Here is a 22,017-nt window from a genome sequence, read left to right as displayed (position 1 = left end):
TTAAATAGGCTGCCTTTTGGGTAGCCTATTTTTTTTGTACTTATTAAAGGTGTAAATTTCTGAAAATGAGGGTTTTGTGTGGTGTGTGTCGAGCCTTAAATAGTTGAACATAAAAGTTAGCTGCTACTACAAATGTTACGCCTGTACCGGGACTAGTTTGAATGTTTCAAAAACTTTTGATTGAACACTTAAAAGACATACATAGAGTGGGCTTTAATACACTCTATATATTCTTAAATAGCGTTTTTTATTGGTGGACTACTTCCTTTAATAACTGAAATGGAATAAATAACTAGTATTTAATGTACTGATTTTTTAGAATAAGGTATATCATTTGAGAAAAATGGTATGGTAGTTGCTACAAACCAAATCGTGGTCTTCTTTTGAAGTGACCCTTCATTTTTGGGTATATATTTTACAAAAATGAAATAATTTATTTCGCATTATACAGCATGTGAATAGATGAGAAGATGGTTACTGACTAGGAGCACATCAATTTCGTTTTCAACTATTTAGAATTTTCTTGAATGAAAACTCAAAAACTTTATTTGCCTGTCATTGGATACATTGTGTTGCTTTTGCAATGTACGGTCAATTATTTAGTACGTGCCCAAACGCCCGTTGTGGGAGTTCCATGCTATGTCAATGGTAGCCACACAAACGCAAATAATAGCACCCAAGATGCTTTTGTTGGTGTGTATTACAATGCAGGGCAGGGGAGTAATAGTTTATCTTCGGGGGCTTCTGCAGTTAGCCATTTGGCAAATTTCGGCCAAATTGGTGCTACTTGGGGGACAGCATTCGACGTTCGGATTAATTCATTTTATGCTGCCGCCGCTTTAAAAAGGCATTCGGGCTATGGGCCAAATGGCTCTGGGGCTATCTATGTCATTCCTGCATCAAGTAGCACTCCCACGGCAAGTTTATTAATTGACCTGAATGGAAAAACAGGCCAGTTGCCCAACGGTAGTTCGGTGACTATCAACACGGGTGCTAGCAATGACCATGGGACGCTAGGGGCATTCAGTGATCCAAATGCGGACAACCCAGCCTATGCTTTGGCTGGTAAATCTGGTTTAGGGGATATGGACATTAGCCCGACTCGTAATACTTTATGGGTTGTTAATTTAAGAGACCGTCAATTAATAGAAGTTAACATTAGCAACTCTAGTAATCCAACAGTTGGAAAGGTATATCCTATCAATGCAACATCAACGGGAGTTACCCCTACTGATGGTGAGTTGCGTCCTTGGGGGCTAGAGGTAACAAGCGATGGCTCAGTGTATTTAGGGGTGGTAGCTTCCGCTGAAAACGTGACACCCGCTGCACCAACAACCTCAGGTCCTATTGATCTTTCTTCAACAACAAATCGTGAAAGTGTGAGTAACCGAGCCAAACTAAAAGGCTACGTTTTTAAACTAGATAAAACCACTGGGAATTTTACCCAAGTGGTCGCAATTGACTTGAATTACGCACGCGGAAATCCTGGCGTGGGGAATAATAATACCGCAGAGTGGGTACCTTGGTACGATGATTATACCAATGGTATTCCAAACATTGGAGATGGGTATTTCCAATTATACCCACAGCCATTGATAGCTGATTTGGAGATTTTAGACGATGGCTCGATGCTCATCTCCCTGATGGACAGACATGGATTGCAAACGGGGTCGGAAGGTAATACCCAACCTGGGACATCCAATACCGACGAACGGGTACGTGCCAGCGGCGACGTCGTCAGGGTGTTATCATCGGGGGGAGGGAGTTGGAGTAGCACCATTAGCAATTATTATGGTGATGCCATGTCAAACCTCGAAAACGAAGCAGCCCTTGGAGGTATTGCTTATAAAAGTGGTTCAAATGAGTTTATCGGAGTAACTGTGGATCCTGTTGCGTCAAACAGCAATGGACTAACAGTAATGAGCCTGGCAGGAACCATGATTGATAACCAAGATTTGGTTTCCTACAATGGAGGCGCGGGAGTTGGCGCTAACCCACTTTTGGGTTCAAAAGGATTGGCTTTAGGGGATGTCGAAATTGGGAATGTTGGAGACCCAGAGCCCTGCGTAGTACCCAGTACCATCGGCGCAGCTGTCTCAGCTCCGAGTTGCAGCGGAGCTACTGCCGACAATAATGGTGCTATTGTTCTTAATAGTATAAACAATGCCGACCGATATGGTATCAGTACGGGGGCAACATATTCGGGGCCAACTTATTCGACAGCAACGGCAATTGTTTCGTTTCCTTCAACCTTACAAAATAACATTCCCAATACAGGAGGAACTTACACGATTCGATTTTTCAACGGGGCCGATAACTGTACCAAAGATACAACCATCACAGTAGCGGCAGTAACCTGTACTGCCACTTGCTCTATTACCGTCAAGCCGATGGTTTCGGGTTGTTACCAAAACAATGGCAGCAAGGCCACGGTCAGCGTTGAAGTAGCATGGCAAAACGCACCAGCGGGCGAAACCATCACGGTAACGGGGCCAGCGGGGAGTGTGCCTGCGACTAGAACAATTACACCTGGGTCAATCAGTGTCAATTATGGTTTTGGGGCAACTGGCTCTCAAACTATTGTTTCACCCCAAGTGATTGCTTTTGAAATTCCTGCCAATGGCGCAAGTGGGTTATCGGTAAGTGCCAATTTTTCAACAACGACTTCCTGCTCGGTTACTAGCACCACCTTCAGTGCACCAGCTGCTTGCGAACCGTTGGTTTGTGGGGCTAACCAAACGGGAGGTTCGGTGTTTTTTGATTACAATGCCGATGGGATAAAACAAACGGGTGAAACCCAAGGGCTGGAAGGAGTAACCGTGAAAGCCTTTGATTGTAATGGGGCGCTGGTAAGTACAACCACCACCGATTTCAACGGTAAGTATGTATTTACAGGGCTGGCTGCAGGAAGTTATCCAATTCGGGTCGAGTTTAGCAATTTACCCTCTATTTATGGCAACGGAACGGTCAATGGAGCCGATGGACGGACAACCGTACAATTTGTTACCGCAGCCGACTGCAACGTGGATTTAGGAGTGTTAGATCCCAACGATTATTGCCAAACGAACCCCCTTGTTTTTGTGCCTTGCTTTGTCAACGGTGATCCCTTGGCGGGCGGAGATGCTGGAACGATGGATGCGACTGTTATGTTTGATTATGCCAATACAGGACTTCCCAATCAAACTGGTGGTGGATACGTAGCGCCATCGCACATTGCCAACGCCGTTCAAGTAGGTACTTTATGGGGAACGGCTTACAACCGTTTTACCAAACGAATATTCCAATCGGCCATCTTGAAACGACATGCGGGACTTGGTCCTGACGGAATTGCGGCGATTTATGTAACCGATTTGACAAACCCAGCTTCGCCAGTGGTGAGTAGTTTTATCAATGTGAAAAACGATTTGAACATTGATGTCGAAGACGCTGGAAGCCCCGTGCTTTCAAACGCCGCCCGACTTCTTCCTGCCAATCGTGCAGATGCGTCTAATGATCCTTCCGTAATCTCGCAAATTGGAAAAGTAGGAATTGGGGACATTGATTTGAGCGAAGATGGTAATATGTTTTGGTTTGTCAATGTGTATGACAAGAAGCTCTATTCAGTCAATATTTCTGCCTACAATGCAGACGGTACGACAAAACCAACAGCAGCCGATGCTATTGGCTATACGATTCCTAATCCTGGCTGTGTAGCTGGGGTAGCGCGCCCGTTTGGGTTGAAAATTGTGGATGGAAATGCCTATGTGGGCGTTGTTTGTGATGGAAGTATTTCTCAGAACAAATCAGATCTACGGGCTTACGTATATAAATTGACGGGCTCAACTTGGTCAACTGTGTTTGATTTTCCTTTGACTTACCCCAAAGGCCCAGCGGATACGCATCCCTCTGTGCGAGCTGTAACAGGTTGGTTTCCTTGGACGGATGATTGGAGTACTTACATTGCTACCCTAAGAGACATGGGTGGGAATATCTATAGCTGGACGTACCCCATGCCTATGTTGACCGATATAGAGTTTGACATTGATGGGTCAATGATTTTGGGTTTTGGCGACCGCGCAGGATTAATCGGCGGAAGTGTCAACTATGCCCCAACGGGGAACTCACCGCTGTATTCTACGACGTCGGGAGGAGACTTTTTACGGGCTTATTATTCCAATGGAACATATATTTTAGAAAATGCAGCAAAAGCGGGGCCAACCACGGGGTCAAACCCAACCAATGACCAAGGGCCAGGTTTTGGGGAATTTTATGATGAAAACCTTACTTGGTCTTACAATGGTGGTAACATAGAGTTGGCCCATGCCGAAACTGCCTTAGGAGCGCTTGCTTTACGCCCAGGTTCGGGCGAAATCGTGACAACCGCGATGGATCCCGTGGGAGGTTATAATGTGCCAGCGGACTGGTCGTCCAACCCATTTGATGCAGGGGGAGTTATTAAAGCAAACAACCAAACGGGAGCTAAAAATGGAGGCTATGTGGTGTACCAAGGCATACGTAATAAAGGACTATTTGGGAAATCAACGGGCTTAGGAGATATTGAACTAGGATGTTCTATTCCAACCTACCTCGAACTAGGTAACTACGTGTGGAACGATGCCAACAAAAACGGGGTACAAGACCCTTGTGAAAAAGCGCTGAAAGACATCAACGTAACGCTCTACAAAGGCACGACCAAAATCGCCACGACCAAGACGGGTACCAACGGCGAATATTATTTTTCATCAAAATCAACCCTGACTACGGGAACTTGGGAAGGCACAGGTGCTGATACCACACTTCTACCAAACACAGCTTATAAGTTGGTTTTTGGGGAAGGCCAATTAGTTGCAGGAAAACTAACAGTGGCGGGTTTGGGTCAATTTGACGTAACGCTCAAAGATGCCACGGCCAGCAACGGCAACGACCAAAACGACAGCGATGCGGAGGTAATCAGTGGCGCTTTTTGTATTAATCTTACCACTGGAAATGCAGGAAGTGTCAATCATACTTTTGATGCAGGATTTTATTGTACAAGTCCTTCGATTGGCGCTAGTTCAATCACCTTGACAGCTCCCAAATGTGCGGTTACAGTTCCTCAAAACGATGGAAAAATCAGTTTGAGCATTGCGATAGCTCCTTATGATAAATATAGGACAAAAACGGGAACGGGTGCATGGAGTGGCGATACGACTTACGCCACAGCCACGGCGATTGGTAGCACTTTCCCCAAAGACTTGGTGACAGGCATTAGTAACGCGGGCGCAACATACACGATTCGTTTCTATAACGGCGAATGTTGCTACAAAGACACGACGATAACTATTGCACCAGTGGCTTGTTGTGTTTTGCCCGTAGCCTCAGCGACTCCAAAAATACAAACGATCTGCGTAGGTGGTATTGCTTCAGCCTTCACGGCTACGCCAAGTACGGGCGTAGAATACAAATGGTACGGCCCATTGACAAGCACTTCGGGTAGTTTAGGAACGGCCATTAGTGGTGCTACCAATGCGACGTTTACGCCAACGGGTACAGCATTAACTACCTCAGGAACAAAATATTATGCGGTAGTGGTGAATACGACGGGCGATGTGACTTGTGCAGATACGGCTTTTGTTCAATTGGATGTGAGCAAAATCACGGTTCCCGCAGTGACAGCTCTTTGCCATGCCAACGGTACGCCCGAAGATGGTACAGATGATTACATGACGTTTAGCATCCATGTGTCCACTGAGCCCATGAGCACCAATAAATTTACGGTAACGGCCACGCAAGGCGGGAATCCATTAGTTATAACGTTGTCAAACGGCAGCGCGGCGACAGCAATTAATTGCGGACTGAATACCCCATTACGTACGCCAGCAGGAAGCGCGGGCAAAGGTAGCGTGACCTTAACGATAACGGATAACGTAACGGGCTGCTCGACGACTGTAGTTGTGACCGACCCAGGAACTTGTGCTGTAACTTGCGTGCAAGGAACGCCTAGTACAGTGACGTATGAGTATGGTACCCAAGTGGACATCACAGAGCTAAACTCATTGCCGATTATTATACCAAAGTTTGATGAACAAGGCGGTACGCGGGTGCTAACATCGGTGAAATTAGAATATTTAGTGGGTGGCAAAACGGCCTTTATATTTGAGAATAGGGCAGCCCAATCGCAGTCGTTCAATGCCAAAGCAAGTTCTGAGGCGACGCTTACGTTGGACGGAACAGGCATCGCGACGAATATGTTAGAGATGGCAGTTCCTCAAACGACGTTGCCAGGAGGTATTTTGGTACCAGGGACGGGTAATTGGGCGGGAGATAGTATTCCATCGCCAGTACCCACACCGACAACCTTGGGTCGCATGGAGTCGTGGGTAAGTGATTATTTGACGGTCTTCAAAGACCCTCGGGTGGATGCGCGTTGGGTGACGAATGCGACGGGCGATGCGACGGATGACGATGACATGTATATCAACCCGATGATAGCGGATTCGGCGAGTGGAACGTTTACGTATAATACAGCATTGGCGCTGGCTCCCTTTATTGGGACGGGCAATGTGCCTTTAGAAGTGAGTACGTTATCTGGCCTTAGTTTGACAGGCGGTGGAGGCAACTTGCGTGCTTTACAACGGACGCGGGCGTATGCGAGTGCTAAAGTAACTTATACATTTGAGTGTATCTTGTGTACCAAACCAGTGGCCTTTGCTACGCCGAAAACACAGACGATATGTGCAGGCGGCGCAGCAACAGCCTACACAGCCACGCCAAGCACAGGGGTAGAATACAAATGGTACGGCCCATTGGCAGACACGACGAGCAACCTGGGCACAGCAGTGAGTGGCGCGACGAGTGCAACCTTCACACCGAGCGGCGCAGTATTAACCACGGCAGGAACGAAATATTTTGCAGTGGTAGTAAATACGGCGGGTGATGCGAATTGTGCGGATACGGTATTTGTACAATTGGTAGTGAACGCCAAGCCAGTAATTGCTGATGGAAGTGCCACGATATGCGCAGGTGAGTCGGTGGATTTGACGTCGAAGATTACGAATTATGATACTTATTTGAGTCCAGTGTGGACAGTGGGCACGGCGAATGGCACGGTAGTGACAACGCCAGCCTCAGTAAAACCAACGGGTACGACTACCTATGTATTGGTTGCTCAAAACGCGGCTGGTTGTAAAGACACGGCGAATGTGGTAGTGACGGTGAATGTCAAACCAAATGCAGGCAAAGACACGACCTTGGTGTGTGTGAATGCGACGACCAATACGCTAGCGACGAGTATCACGCTGAGTCCAAGCCCATCGGGAGGAAGCTGGTCACAATTGGGCACGACTCCAACGACGGCGACGATTTCTGGTAACGACGTAACAGGCATGACGGTAGCAGGCACATATCAGTTCATTTATACTTCGGTAGCAGGTTGCAAAGACACGATTGCGGTGACGGTAGCACCGTGCCCAGTTTGCGTAAAACCAAATGCGGGTGCTGACGCAGCGTCTGTATGTCAACCAACGAAAACGGCGAAGTTAACGGCGGTAACGTCGGGCGGCACATGGGCACCGATTGGTAGTCCAGCCAACCCGTCAGCAGCAACGATAGATGTCAGTGGTAATATCAGTGGTTTGAACGCGGCGGGTACTTACCGATTTGTGTACTCAATTACGGGTGGTGGCCAAACGTGTACGGACACGGCGCAGGTAATAGTTTTGGCCAAGCCAGTAATTGCTGATGGAAGTGCCACGATATGCGCAGGTGAGTCGGTTGATTTGACGTCGAAGATTACGAATTATGATACTTATTTGAGTCCAGTGTGGACAGTGGGCACGGCGAATGGCACGGTAGTGACAATGCCAGCCTCAGTAAAACCAACGGGAACAACGACATACGTATTGGTTACTCAAAACGCGGCTGGTTGTAAAGACACGGCGAATGTGGTCGTGACGGTGAATATTAAACCGAATGCAGGCAAAGACACGACCTTGGCGTGTGTGAATGCGGCGACAAATACTTTGGCAACAAGTTATACGCTAGTACCGAGTCCCGCGGGAGGCAGTTGGTCACAATTAGGTACAACGCCAACGACGGCGACGATTACGGGTAACAACGTGACGGGTATGACTATCGCAGGAACGTATCAGTTCATTTACACGACGTCAGCAGGTTGCAAAGACACGGTCGCGGTGACGGTAGCGCCATGCGCAGGTTGCGTGAAACCAAATGCAGGTGCTGATGCGGCGAATGTATGCCAACCGACGAGTACGGCGAAGTTAACGGCAGTGACGACAGGTGGCACATGGGCACCGATTGTCAGCCCCGCCAACCCGTCAGCAGCAACGATAGATGCCAGTGGTAACATCAGTGGTTTGAATGCAGCGGGCACGTATAAGTTTGTCTATTCGGTAACGAGCGGTGGTCAAACGTGTACGGACACGGCGCAAGTGACTGTACTTGCCAAGCCAGTGATTGCCGACGGTTCTGCGACGATTTGCGCAGGTGAGTCGGTGGATTTGACGTCGAAGATTACGAATTACGATACTTATTTGAGTCCAGTATGGACAGTAGGAACAGCAAATGGCACGGCCGTAGCAACGCCAAGTTCAGTGAAACCAACTGGCACAACGACGTATGTGTTGGTCGCTCAAAATGCAGCTGGTTGCAAAGACACAGCGAATGTAGTAGTGACGGTGAATGCCAAACCAAGCGCAGGTAAAGACACGACCTTGGTTTGTTCAAACGGCAATGTACCATCAAGTGTACAATTATCAGCGACGCCGACGGGAGGAACTTGGTCAGCTTTGACGGGCAATCCAACGGGAGCGACCATAAGCAGTTCAGGTTTAGTAAGTATCACCAACGCTACTGCCCAAGGCAAGTCGTTTGACTTTGTGTATTCGGTAAATGGTTGTCAAGATACGGTGAAAGTAATTGTACCTACTTGCCCAGCCCCTTGTGTGGCAACCAGCGTAACTTTGACGGACGCTCCCGTTTGTTCGGCGGATGTACAAACGTACAGCATTACGTTTAGTGTAACCAACAAATTGGGCGTTGTAAAAGTGAACAAAGGCACATTGAGCGGGAACAATCCTTACACGGTCACAGGTATCCCGTCGGGAGCGAGTGTGATCATTACGGACAGCCTGAGTGCGATTTGTAAGTCAGATACGACGATTGTTGGGCCTAACTGTAACTGTAATCCACCAGTTCCAGTGTTGTTAGCCCCAAGTTTGACGGCTTGTATCGGGGATACTTTCCCAACCTTAAAAGCAACGGTGGTGGGACTCTCCACAGTAGAATGGTTTAGCCAACAAACGGGCGGAACGGTATTATCAACAGGATTAAATTACAAGCCAAGTGGCACAGTAACGGCGAATACGGTTTTCTACGCCCAAGCGCGCAGTACTGACCCGACCTGTCCAACGGCTGTAAGTACGAGCCGCGTACCAGCGACAATCAATGCGCAAAGCTGTATCGATACGATTGACTTGGCGTTGAAGAAGTCAATTAATACAAAAATCGCGCGGGTTGGTGATGTGCTGACTTACACGATTAAAGTATGGAACGAGTGGAACAAGAACGCGACGGGTGTAGAAGTAACAGACAGCATCGCTACGACGGTTCAATTTGTGAGCGGCAGCTTTGTGGTAAGTCGTGGTAGTGCGACAATCAGCGGCAACGTGATTAAGTGGAACATTGGTAACATCGCGGCCGCAGGCGATACGGTAACGTTACGCTACCAAGTGCGAGCGACGCAGGCGGGAATTCATTTGAACACGGCTGAAATCAGCAAGACCAATGAGAAAGACAAAGACAGCACGCCAGGCAACGGCAAAGGTGGTGAAGATGACATTGACCAAGAATGTTTCACAGTACCGTTTGAGTTGTGCGCTGGTCAGAAGTTAGAAGTAGGAGTTCCTGCCAATTTGACGAATGTACAATGGTTCAAGAACGGCGGCACGACGTCGGTCGCGACGGGTAACGTGGTGTTGTTCTCAGAAGTGGGAGTCTATACTTTCACAGCGACGAACCAGACGTGCCCAGCCAACGGTTGTTGTCCAGTCATCATCGAAGCGGGTGCAAATTGTTGTCCTGTGGACTTGTGTATTCCTTACACGGTGAAGAAAGTGAAGAAGTAAAAGAGGAGACTATTCTCTCTCTCAATGAGTCCCTCAGTAGGTTGCCTGCTGGGGGATTTTTTCTAAAAACTAAAAATGGTGTGTATAGGAGTGTTTAATAGCAATTAATTAATGTGTTCACGCTGATATGTTTTAGGGGTCATGCCAAAATGCTTTTGAAACATCTTATTGAATTTGATGGCTGAATTATTGCTGTAACCCACCATCTTGGCTACTTCATTGCATTTTAGACCTCTACGTAGCAGCTCGCTGGCATATTCCATGCGTTTTTCGAGGTAAAGCTGGTAAAATCCTTTGCCGTAGTTTCGTTTAAAAAGAATACGAAAAAGACTTGGAGCGATCTTTAGCTTTGCGGATATTTCTATTTCTGAAGGGATAGCTCCCAAGTGCTTCTGTAGGATATAAAACTCGTAAGCCCATTTTATTTTTTCAAGACTGCTCATCTTAGCAAAAACGGGGGTAGGGTTTATTTCGTTTGTGTTGGTTAAAGAAGCGGGTGGTGTTTTGGGAATAGAAATAACAGGTATCAGCGAAGTATGTGGTTGGTACGCAAATTCAAATGAAATCTGTTCTGAAAGCAAAAAGGAAAGAAGCATCGCTGTATCTTTTTGCTCAATTTGAAGACGTACAGTTAAGGTTTGCTTTTTAGAAACATCACTTGGGGATGAGATAAGGTTGCTGTTCATGATTTTTAATGGTTGTTTATTCAAATAACAAGCAACGTTAGTGCAAAAAAGATATAATCAATAGACACTTGGTGATGAAATACACCATATGTATATGAATAAAAGAGAAATAAAGTTTGTCACCCTCAATTGCATTTTATCACCCCGTACTAAAGGGGAACTTCTAAAATTTCCATACCAAAAGTATATATTTGAACAAAATGCAATCCCTGAATGACTATCCTACTTATTGAAGATGATCCCTTTTGGCAAATAAAGATTTTGCTGATGTTAGAAGAAGCAAATATATTGGAGGTAACCAGTACAGGGTCACTCAAAGAAGCGCAAGATTTTTTGAGTGAAACCCAACCAGATTTGGTTTTAGCTGATGTAATGTTGCCTGATGGATTGAGCTATGATTTGTTCAAAGGCTTGAAACGAGACTATCCTGTTATATTTTTAACGGGTTATCCACAGGATGAATTTCTTAAAAATGCGTTATCATTACCAAATACTTCTTTCTTAGTAAAACCATTTCATCCTTTTACATTATTGGGTATGGTTCATGCCATGGTGCCAGAAAACGCACCTGATGATGCCCCTAAAGGGATAAGTTTGCCTGGGAGATTTCGGCAAAAAATATTTTTAGCTTTCGATAGCTTACTTTACATAGAAGCCGATGGAAATTATGTGCACATATATACGGCAGAGCGTAATTATATTTTTAAGCGAACATTACGGGCTATCTTATTCGATTTGGATAAAAGATTTGTGCAGGTACACAGAGCATTTGTCGTCAATAAAAACTATGTAAAACGCCTCGATTTGTCAGCACAGCAAATTATTGTTCAGGGGAAGTCAATACCCGTTGGTCGTTCTTTTCGGCAGGATGTTATTGAAATGTTTGAGCAATAGTTGATATTTGTTCTTTACATTGTAACATCTTGAGATGTCTATGGAAAAACTACTGTTTTTGATATTTATTATTCTCTATTCTAACGTTAAAGATTTACAAGCTTTTACGTTTTCTGACGTACATCCTATTGTTAAAGTAGATAGTCTTAATAAGTGGCTGGAGAATCATAAAGAACCTTCTACAGAACGTCTCAAAAACTTAATTATACTTGAGCGAAGTTACACTTGGTCAAATATCAATAAGCTACTTTCACACACGGAAGAAATCAATAAATTATCAAATCAATTTGATGATGAAGTAGGTCGTGGGGCCTATTTTTACATTAGAGCCTTCTATTTTAATCGCCATAAACAATATCAAAAAGCATTTAGTGAATTAGAAAATGCCATTACTATTTTTGAAAAATTGAAGGATAGTGGAGGGCTACTTCATTGCTATGGTTTGGCCCTGACTTTGCAATATACTCCCTTTGGCGAAAATAAAACCCAAGCAAAGATTTTTAAGAAAAATTACACTGAGTATATCGAGCTGCATTATAAAAGAAAGCCAACTCCCCATAACTATTTATATTACCAAGCCGTCAAACTACTGGTAGAATATGGTGAAAACGGGGCAAAGTCAGCAGAAAAGCTCGAAAAAATGTCAAACCAAGCGATTGATTTCATTAAAAAACAGCCAAAATTGTCGTATGGATATTTTCGAGTGTACATTTTTTTGGCAATAGGATACTATTTTCAAAATCGAACCCTGGACTCCTACCAACTGAATAAAAAAGCGGAGCGTATTCTGGCCCCTAATCAGACCCACGAAAGAGGAGTGATATACTACAATTTGTCAAACGATTGTGTGGAACTCAATAAAATAGAAGAAGGGATAGAATACTGCCGAAAAGGACTAAGTATTGTGGATAAATACGAGCCCCTTCATTATGTATCGAAGAGTGCTTTGTACGGAAATTTACGGACTTTTATGATTCGTAAAAATAGGTTTGAAGAGGTGATAAGCATTGACGACAGCGTATTGAAATATGAGCGCCTGAGTAATCAACAAAGTAACGACATAAAAATGCTAGAGCTACAAGCTAAGTATGAGTTTGATGCGAGGCAAAAAGAAATAACCACATTGAAGGAAACCGAACGACGTAGTTTTATTCTCCTATTGGTCGCAGGGTTAGTTATAATAGGCGTAGGAATTTTGGGGTATAATTTTTATAAAGTAAATAAAGAACTTAAAATCTACACCACTTCACGCGAGCAACTGTTTGGAATGATTGCCCATGATTTAAGAAGGCCTATGCACGCTTTTCACGGTATGACGGAAGCGATTGGTTATTGCCTTAAAAAGAAAGATTATAAGTCGATTGAACGATTAGCACATTCATTGGATGAGTCAGGATTGGCTATTCAACGTATATTAGAAAATTTGTTAAGTTGGGTAATATCTCAGAATCAATTGCTGCCCTATAATCCTACCGAAGTATTGCTATCAGAATTGCTGATGAATGTCGTGGAGCTATACCAAAAAGTGGGGGTTAATAAAAGTGTTCTCTTTGAGGTAACTTGCCAAGAAGGAATGAAGGTTTATGCCGACCCTAACGCCATCGAATTAATTGTTCGGAACCTATTGGACAATTCATACAAAGCGATGATGCCCGAAGGCAAAATTGAACTTTATGCCCATCAGATAGATACAAAATATATTGAGCTAATCATAAGCGACAACGGTAAAGGAATTGATGCCGATAAATTGGCGGTAATTCGTAAGGTATTTTCTAACCCTCAAAAGGCATTTGTGGGAACGCAGGGAATGGGTTTAGGGCTGATTATGGTAGCTAGGTTCGTAAAAAGAAACCGAGGCAGTATCAGTGTCGTCAGCAACCTTAGCGTGGGCACAACTTTCAAATTGCAATTTCCTGCCAGGTTGGCTACTACTTCAAAAGGATAAATTCTTCTATTTTCTCAATTCCTTTGGCAAGTTTGTTGCTAAAAGGGGCTTCTTCTTTTGTTTCAACGGTCGGGTTTGGAACGACGTGTTGTCTATCACCATGTTGTGCATTTCACCACCCTGTAAATGATTAATGGGGTAGATTAGTATGAAAATTGACGGAGTGAGAGTTGTGTCAGACGATGCGTTGGTATGTTTTGGCATTAATTACATAACAAAATATACCACTTAGTTCGCCACTCATTCAAACATTTACTTACCTACTTCGCAATGAAAAAATTATTACGTTCAAACAGGAATAACCTGCTACACGATGCTTCACTGCACCGAGGTGATACCTTTACCGAAAAGTTGCGTATTGCTTTTTTGGCAGTAGCGCTTTGTCTTATTAGTATAGCTTGGAGTGAGGCTCAAACCATTAGTAATTGTCCTACGCTTGCTGCAACGGAGATTGCAGGTAGTGTTTGGAAAGATTATAACTACAACGGAGCCAAGGATGAAACACTTGTTGGTGTACAGGGAGTTACGGTCAAAGCGTATGACTGTAATGGTATTTTGGTAGGCACGGTTACCACCGATGGCAGTGGTAATTACAAATTTACGGGAATGGTGGCTGGGCAAAAATACCGAATTGAGTTTACCTTGCCTGCCATTGTCAGTTCTTCTTATAACTTAACAAAAGCAGGTGCAGGGGGCCGAACCACTGTACAATTTGTACAAGCAGGACAATGTGCTAGTCTAGGAATCGCTAGGCCAGAAGATTATTGCGAAGCCAACCCGCTTTTAGCCACTACTTGTTTTGCCAATGGAGACCCACTCGTAAATGGTACGGCAGGCCCTGACGGAGCTTTGGTTACTTTTGACAACAATAGTATCGGCAATGGTACAGCTACTGGAACCGACCCTGCCACCAAAGCAGCGACGGCCAGCCAAATTGGTTCTTCTTTTGGTATTGCTTGGGATAGAAAAAATAAAAAGATGCTGGTCAGTGCCTTTGCCAAGCGGCATGTAGGGTTTGGTCCATTGGGTGAAGGCGGTATTTATCAGGTAGATTATTCATCAGGTGCACCCGTTGTAAGCAATTGGCTGGATGTCAAAACACTGGGAATTCCCGTTGATAATGTAGGAACTGGTACAACCATCGCAGACCGCAATATAAGCCGTGGTTTGGTGGGTGATAAATTAGCTAAATCACTTGATGCTGCGGGTTATACCGCTGTGGGTAAGACGAGTATTGGCAACATTGAATTTAATAAAAATGCGGATACCCTGTTTTTTGTGAATCTGACTAACCGAACCATCTATGCAATCAATGTAGGCACAAAGACCTTGGCAGGTACGTATCCGCCGCCTACAGTCGCTGGTTGTGCAGGTACATTCAGAATTTTTGCCCTCAAATACCACGAGGGAAAACTATTCATGGGGGGTGTTTGTGATGGGACAACACCATCAAATATGAACTCAAAAGTGTATCGCTTAGATGGTACCACCTGGACGGAAATATTCAGCATGACGATGGATTACTCAAAAGGATATGCTTTTTGGGGTAGTTGTATCAACAACACTGGCTGGTATCCTTGGACAGATACTCCCCCTGCTGCTTGCGACATTCAAGGGGGAGAACGTGGGTTTGTTTATCCGACGCCCATCTTTTCAGATATTGAGTTTGACGTGGATGGTTCTATGATTTTGGCTTTTATGGATCGAACGGCTCACCAAATTGGCTGGCGAAATGCTAGTCCAACAAACATCAATGATACGTGGTCTTCCTTTGTGGGTGGTGATATTTTGCGTATATATAATAACAATGGCACGTATGTATTAGAAAACAATGGGACTGCTGGGCCAAATACGTCAGGAGGAGCTAATAAAGGACAAGGACCAGGTGGTGGTGAGTTTTACTTTCACGATTTCTTGTTCGAGCCCCACGCTGAAACGTCGATGGGGGGCTTGGCGTTTCGCAAAGGTAGTGGCGAAATCGCCCTGACGGCCATGGATCCTTTCGAGACTCGTTACGATAGTGGGGGTATAAACTGGTTCAGCAACTCAACGGGTGCTTCATCGCGAAATCAGGGTTACTACGTCTATGCAGGCCCCGAATCATTCGGCAAATCGGCTGGGTTGGGTGATGTAGAGTATCTGTGTGGATTGGCACCGATTGAAATCGGTAATCGAGTATGGATTGATCTTGACAAAGATGGGATTCAAGACCCATGCGAAGGCTCACTTCCGAATATGAACGTGTCACTATATAAAGGCAATACTCTAATAGCCACAACGAAGACCAACGCACAGGGTGAATATTATTTCTCCTCCAAATCAGCACTTGCAGTAGGAACGTGGAGCGGAACAGGGGCTGATACGGCTTTGCTTACCAATACAGCTTATAAATTGGTATTTGCTGAAGGTCAAAGTACGGCTGGATTAGTAACGCTTTCAGGATTAGGCCAATTTTCAATTTCACCCAAAGATGTTACTGCCAACAATGGCAACGACCAAAACGATTCGGACGTTGCCTTACAAGGTGGTTCAATAGGTATCAACCTGACGACAGGTAGTGAAGGGGCATCAAACCATAGCTTCGATGCTGGGTTTATTCCATTGTCAAGTCCCATTTTTTGTGGTATGCTAATCGACTCATTGACGACTGTACAAAACTCTCTAACCAACGGTCGCGTGTCGAGCGTGCAATCATCGAGTATATTGCTGGGCGGTGAGCGTGATATGAATTTTGTGTCCAATATCCCAACGAGTAGCACCACAACGCTCTTTGAGGTGGGGCCTTACTTTGCAGGCGGCAACGTAATTGAGATAACAAATCAGGCGGCCTCATCAAGCACTTTGACAGTCCAGTGGGATGGCCTTGATGGCGACGCCGTCAACCTAAACCCAACGGGCCTGGGTGGATTAAACTTTGCGGCACTCGGCATCAATCGTTTGAAAGCACAGTTAAATGCTGATTTTCCGCCAAATACCAACGACTCGTTGCAGATACGGTTGGAATTATATACCAATGCAGGGGCAGCATCGCGTATTACCAAGAATTTTAAGTTTACTTCTTCGACGTTCAATGCCATAGAGTTTAAATTCAGTGACTTAGTGCCATTTGTAGGCAGTGGTGTGGACTTGTCGAATATTGGAGCAGTTGTCATGTTCATAGATATGTCTCCCAATACGGTGAGCACGCGCACAGGCTGGGACGTGTTACTGAAAGATTTGACACTAGAATGTTGCACCAAACCAGTGGCGTCGGCCACACCTAGAACACAGACGATTTGTGTAGGCGGCATAGCGTCAGCTTTTACGGCTACGCCAAGTACGGGAGTAGAATATAAGTGGTATGGGCCATTGGCAGACACAACGAGTAGCTTGGGCACAGCAGCAGTGAGCGGAGCAACAAGCGCGACGTTTACACCAAGTGGCGCAGTGTTGACGACGGCAGGTGTAAAATATTACGCAGTGGTGGTAAATACGACGGGTGATGTGAATTGTGCGGATACGGCGTTTGTACGTTTGGTGGTCAATGCCAAGCCAGTGATTGCCGACGGTTCTGCGACGATTTGCGCGGGTGAGTCAGTGGATTTGACTTCTAAGATTACAAGTTACAATACTTATTTGAGTCCAGTATGGACAGTGGGTACGGCCAATGGCACGTTAGTAACGACGCCAAGTTCTGTAAAACCAACGGGTACAACGACGTATGTGTTGGTGGCACAAAATGCAGCAGGTTGCAAAGACACGGCGAATGTGGTAGTGACGGTGAATGCCAAACCTAGTGCAGGTAAAGACACGACCTTGGCTTGTGTGAATGCGGCGACGAATACCTTGGCAACAAGTTATACCTTAGTACCAAGTCCCGCAGGTGGTAGTTGGTTGCAGTTGGGTACAAGTCCAACGACGGCGACGATTTCTGGCAATAACGTGACGGGTATGAGTGTAACAGGAACTTACCAGTTTATATACACGACGACCGCAGGTTGCAAAGACACGGTAGCAGTAACAGTAGCTCCATGTGCAGGTTGTGTGAAACCAAATGCAGGTGCTGATGCAGCGAATGTATGTCAACCAACGAGTACGGTGAAGTTGACAGCAGTGACGGCGGGCGGCACATGGGCACCGATTGGCAGCCCCGCCAATCCAAGCGCAGCAACGATAGACGCTAATGGCAACATCAGTGGTTTGAATGCCGCAGGTACGTATCGTTTTGTTTACTCAGTAATGAGTGGTGGTCAAACGTGTACGGACACGGCGCAGGTAGTAGTTTTGGCCAAGCCAGTGATTGCCGACGGTTCTGCGACGATTTGCGCGGGTGAGTCAGTTGATTTGACTTCTAAGATTACAAGTTACAATACTTATTTGAGTCCAGTATGGACAGTGGGTACGGCCAATGGCACGGCAGTAACGACGCCAGCGTCTGTAAAACCAACGGGTACAACGACGTATGTATTGGTCGCACAAAATGCAGCTGGTTGCAAAGACACGGCGAATGTGGTAGTGACGGTGAATGCCAAACCTAGTGCGGGCGTAGATCAGACAATTTGTGCGGGATCTAATGCCACGCTGACTGGTACTGCCAATACGGGTACTTGGACTGCACAGTCAAATAACCCAGCAGGGGCTACCTTGGGTACGACCGCTTCGGGAGTGGCCTCCGTTGCCTTTACCAGCAGTGCTTCCGGAGCTTATAATTTTATTTATAATATAGGTACTTGCAGTGACACCGTAAAAATAACGGTAAATTCGTGTGAGGCTGCCTGTGCCGACCAAGTAATGGCTTTCAGTGGTCGCTATAACTACACCGTCATCGGAAATGTTGAAAATAGCGGAGAATTGGCTGGGCCAGGCCAATGTATGGATGCTGGCTCTTCAAGTCGAACACTGACTATCCCAACGGGTTCAACCGTTAAAGCGGCTTATCTATACTGGTCGGGTAGTGCAAACAATACGAACGGTAATGTCAATGTTGACAACTCGGTTACCCTGAATGGTACGACCGTAAATGCGACAAGAACCTGGACTCGTACCTTAAATCTGCCGCCCCGTTTGGATTTTTATGGAGCTTTTGCCGATGTGACCTCGCTGGTCACTGCGGGCGGAGCCTTTACCTTGACCAATTTAGATTGGGATAATGCTGGCACTGAGTGCGATTTTGCAGCAGCCTATGGTGGCTGGTCAATGGTAGTCGTGTATGAAAATCCGTCTTTACCACCGTCCGAGATAACCCTTTATGATACATTCGATGGGGTATTCAGCTCGAATGAATTTGACCAAACTACCAAGTTGTGCAATCTTAACCTTTCTCCTTGCATAAAATCTTCTGAACTGACCATTATTAGTTGGGAGGGAGATAGCTATAAAGGTGAAACTACGTTCATTAATGGAGTCAATCAGGGCGATAACTTACTGAACGGACAAAATTCATTTGACGGTACATCAAACTTTAATTTGGATATTGACAAATTCAATCTAAGTTCGATTGTCAACGCGTCAACGAATGAAATCAATTACAGAGTAAACTCTTACAACGTATTCTATAACGGGTCATTCGCTCGAGAGTTTCATATTACAAATGCGTTGGTATTCAAATACATTAAAGATGACCCAACGGTTACGGTAGCCGATGTTTCGGTATGTACTGGAGAGACAGCCACTCTGACGGCTACCGGATGTACTGGAGGAACGATTTCTTGGAACAACGGAACCACTGGTACGACTTTAACTGTAACGAATGTAGTTGTCAATCAAAGTTTTACGGCTACCTGCACCATCAATGGCTGTACTGCTTCCGACGCAGGTACTATCATTGTGAAGGCCAAGCCTACACTGAGTGCTACGCCTGTTTGCGATGCGAGCGGCACTACCTACCGTGTTGATTTTAGTGCTACTGGAACAGTAACTGCTTCGGCAGGAACGGTGTCAGGAAGTTCAGTTGTGAATATTCCTGTTGGTACCAGTGTAACAATCAGAGCCATATTGGATGGTTGTAAGGATTCGACAATTGTCATTTCACCCAGTTGTTCTGTACCAAAAGGTAGCCTCGGTGATTTCGTATGGAAAGATACCAACAACAACGGTATTCAAGATGAAACCACGCCCAACGGTGGTGGTGTCGCAGGAGTTCAGGTGGAATTGTATAAAGTAGGGACTACTGCAGCCATCGCCAAAGATACAACCGAAGCGACTGGTAAATATTTGTTCACTAACTTGGATGCAGGCCAGTATTACATCAAAATTGTAGCGGCATCTATTCCAGCAGGGTGTGCCATTTCGGCGATGAAAGACGTGAGCACTAGCGGTGGTACCGAAGCCAACGACTCGGATGTAGATCCAACGACAGGTCAATCAGGTAACTATGTGATTGACCCATTCGACCCAACGAAGAAAGATATTTTGACAGTGGATGCTGCCTTGTACTCACCTTGCATCAAGCCAAATGCAGGTCCAGATGCGGCGAATGTATGCCAACCGACGAGTACGGCGAAGTTGACAGCAGTAACGGCGGGTGGCACATGGGCACCAATTGTCAGCCCCGCTAACCCAAGCGCAGCAACGATAGACGCCAATGGCAATATCAGCGGTTTGAATGCGGCAGGCACGTATAAGTTTGTCTATTCGGTAACAAGTGGTGGTCAAACGTGTACGGACACGGCGCAAGTGATTGTACTTGCCAAGCCAGTAATTGCCGACGGTTCTGCGACGATTTGCGCAGGCGAGTCAGTGGATTTGACGTCTAAGATTACCAATTACAATACGTATTTGAGTCCAGTGTGGACAATAGGAACAGCAAATGGCACGGCCGTAGCAACGCCAAATTCAGTAAAACCAACTGGCACAACGACGTATGTATTGGTAGCACAAAATGCGGCTGGTTGTAAAGACACGGCGAACGTAGTAGTGACGGTGAATGCCAAACCAAGCGCAGGTAAAGACACGACCTTGGTTTGTTCAAACGGCAATGTGCCATCAAGCGTACAATTATCAGCGACGCCAACGGGAGGCACATGGTCAGCATTGACGGGCAATCCGACGGGCGCTACGGTAAGCAGTTCTGGTTTGGTAAGCATCACCAACGCCACCGCCCAAGGCAAGTCGTTTAATTTTGTTTATTCGGTAAATGGTTGTCAAGATACGGTGAAGGTAATTATTCCTACTTGCCCTGCTCCATGTGTAGAATCAACGATTAGTTCAGCGGCCCCTGTATGTTCAAATGATGCGCAAACCTACAGTTTTACCTTTACGGTCAACAATCAGTTAGGCATTGTAAAAGTGAATAAAGGCACGTTGAGCGGAAGTAATCCATACACAGTCTTGGGTATTCCATCGGGTCAGAATGTGATTATTACGGACAGTTTGAGCGCAATTTGTAAGACTGATACGACGATAGCGGGCGTTAATTGTAACTGTAATCCAGCCTTGCCCCAATTGCTGACGCCAAGTTTGACGGCTTGCATCGGGGATACTTTCCCGACCTTGAAAGCAACGGTGGTGGGACTAGCAACGGTAGAATGGTTTAGCCAGCAAACGGGCGGAACAGTGTTGTTCACAGGTTTAAATTACAAACCAAGTGGAACGGTAGCGGCAAATACAGTCTTTTACGCCCAAGCGCGGAGCACTGACCCGACCTGTCCAACGGCGGTAAGTACGAGCCGCGTCCCAGCGACGATTAATGCCCAAAGCTGTATCGATACGATTGACTTGGCGTTGAAGAAGTCAATTAATACGAAGATAGCACGGGTTGGTGATGTGCTGACTTACACCATCAAAGTATGGAACGAGTGGACTAAGAACGCGACGGGAGTAGAGGTTGTTGATAGTATTGCTACGACGGTGCAGTTTGTGAGCGGCAGCTTTGTCGCGAGTCGTGGTAGTGCGACCATCAGCGGCAACGTGATAAAGTGGAACATTGGCAATATCGCAGCGGCAGGCGATACAGTGACTTTGCGTTACCAAGTGAAGGCGACGCAGGCGGGAATTCATTTGAACACGGCGGAAATCAGTAAGACCAACGAGAAAGACAGAGACAGCACGCCAGGTAACGGCAAAGGTGGTGAAGATGACATTGACCAAGAATGTTTCACGGTACCGTTTGAGTTGTGCGCGGGTCAGAAGTTAGAAGTAGGAGTTCCTGCAAACTTGACGAATGTACAATGGTTTAAGAACGGCGGCACGACGTCGGTCGCGACGGGTAATGTGGTGTTGTTCTCGGAAGTGGGAGTCTATACTTTCACAGCGACGAACCAGACGTGCCCAGCCAACGGTTGTTGTCCAGTCATCATCGAAGCGGGGACAAACTGTTGCCCTGTTGACTTGTGTATTCCTTTTACGGTGAAGAAAGTGAAGAAGTAAAAGCAGTGGATTTTTAGTAAAAGCCCCCATCAAATCAATTTGG

At 45.8% G+C, this 22,017-nt stretch carries 5 protein-coding genes; 4 read left to right on the top strand and 1 reads right to left on the bottom strand.

Annotation, left to right across the window (positions count from 1 at the left end; genetic code table 11):
• The first annotated feature begins 527 nt into the window (after nucleotides 1-527).
• Complete coding sequence (locus DTQ70_RS14785; RefSeq protein WP_122931522.1) at nucleotides 528-10,103, top strand: SdrD B-like domain-containing protein; 9,576 nt, start codon at nucleotides 528-530, stop codon at nucleotides 10,101-10,103.
• A gap of 104 nt (nucleotides 10,104-10,207) precedes the next feature.
• Here the strand turns inward: DTQ70_RS14785 and DTQ70_RS14780 are convergent, their stop codons facing one another.
• The gene (locus DTQ70_RS14780; RefSeq protein ID WP_122931521.1) at nucleotides 10,208-10,789 is read right to left on the bottom strand and encodes an AraC family transcriptional regulator; all 582 of its coding nucleotides are present in this window, start codon (nucleotides 10,787-10,789) and stop codon (nucleotides 10,208-10,210) included.
• A 213-nt stretch (nucleotides 10,790-11,002) separates the two neighbouring features.
• On the opposite strand from DTQ70_RS14780, the gene DTQ70_RS14775 reads away from it, so the two are divergent.
• The 3 genes from DTQ70_RS14775 (at nucleotide 11,003) to DTQ70_RS14760 (ending at nucleotide 21,974) form a co-directional block, all read left to right on the top strand.
• A complete protein-coding gene (locus DTQ70_RS14775) occupies nucleotides 11,003-11,683 on the top strand; it encodes a LytTR family DNA-binding domain-containing protein (protein WP_122931520.1) in 681 nt (226 codons plus the stop codon).
• A 40-nt stretch (nucleotides 11,684-11,723) separates the two neighbouring features.
• Nucleotides 11,724-13,628: a HAMP domain-containing sensor histidine kinase gene (locus DTQ70_RS14770; protein WP_164490040.1), complete on the top strand. Its 1,905-nt coding sequence runs from the start codon at nucleotides 11,724-11,726 to the stop codon at nucleotides 13,626-13,628.
• Between the two features lie 270 nt (nucleotides 13,629-13,898).
• A complete protein-coding gene (locus DTQ70_RS14760) occupies nucleotides 13,899-21,974 on the top strand; it encodes an SdrD B-like domain-containing protein (RefSeq protein ID WP_122931517.1) in 8,076 nt (2,691 codons plus the stop codon).
• Nucleotides 21,975-22,017: the final 43 nt, after the last annotated feature.

It is taken from the genome of Runella sp. SP2, assembly GCF_003711225.1.
GTDB lineage: Bacteria > Bacteroidota > Bacteroidia > Cytophagales > Spirosomataceae > Runella.
This window is presented reverse-complemented; position numbering and strand designations above follow the sequence as displayed.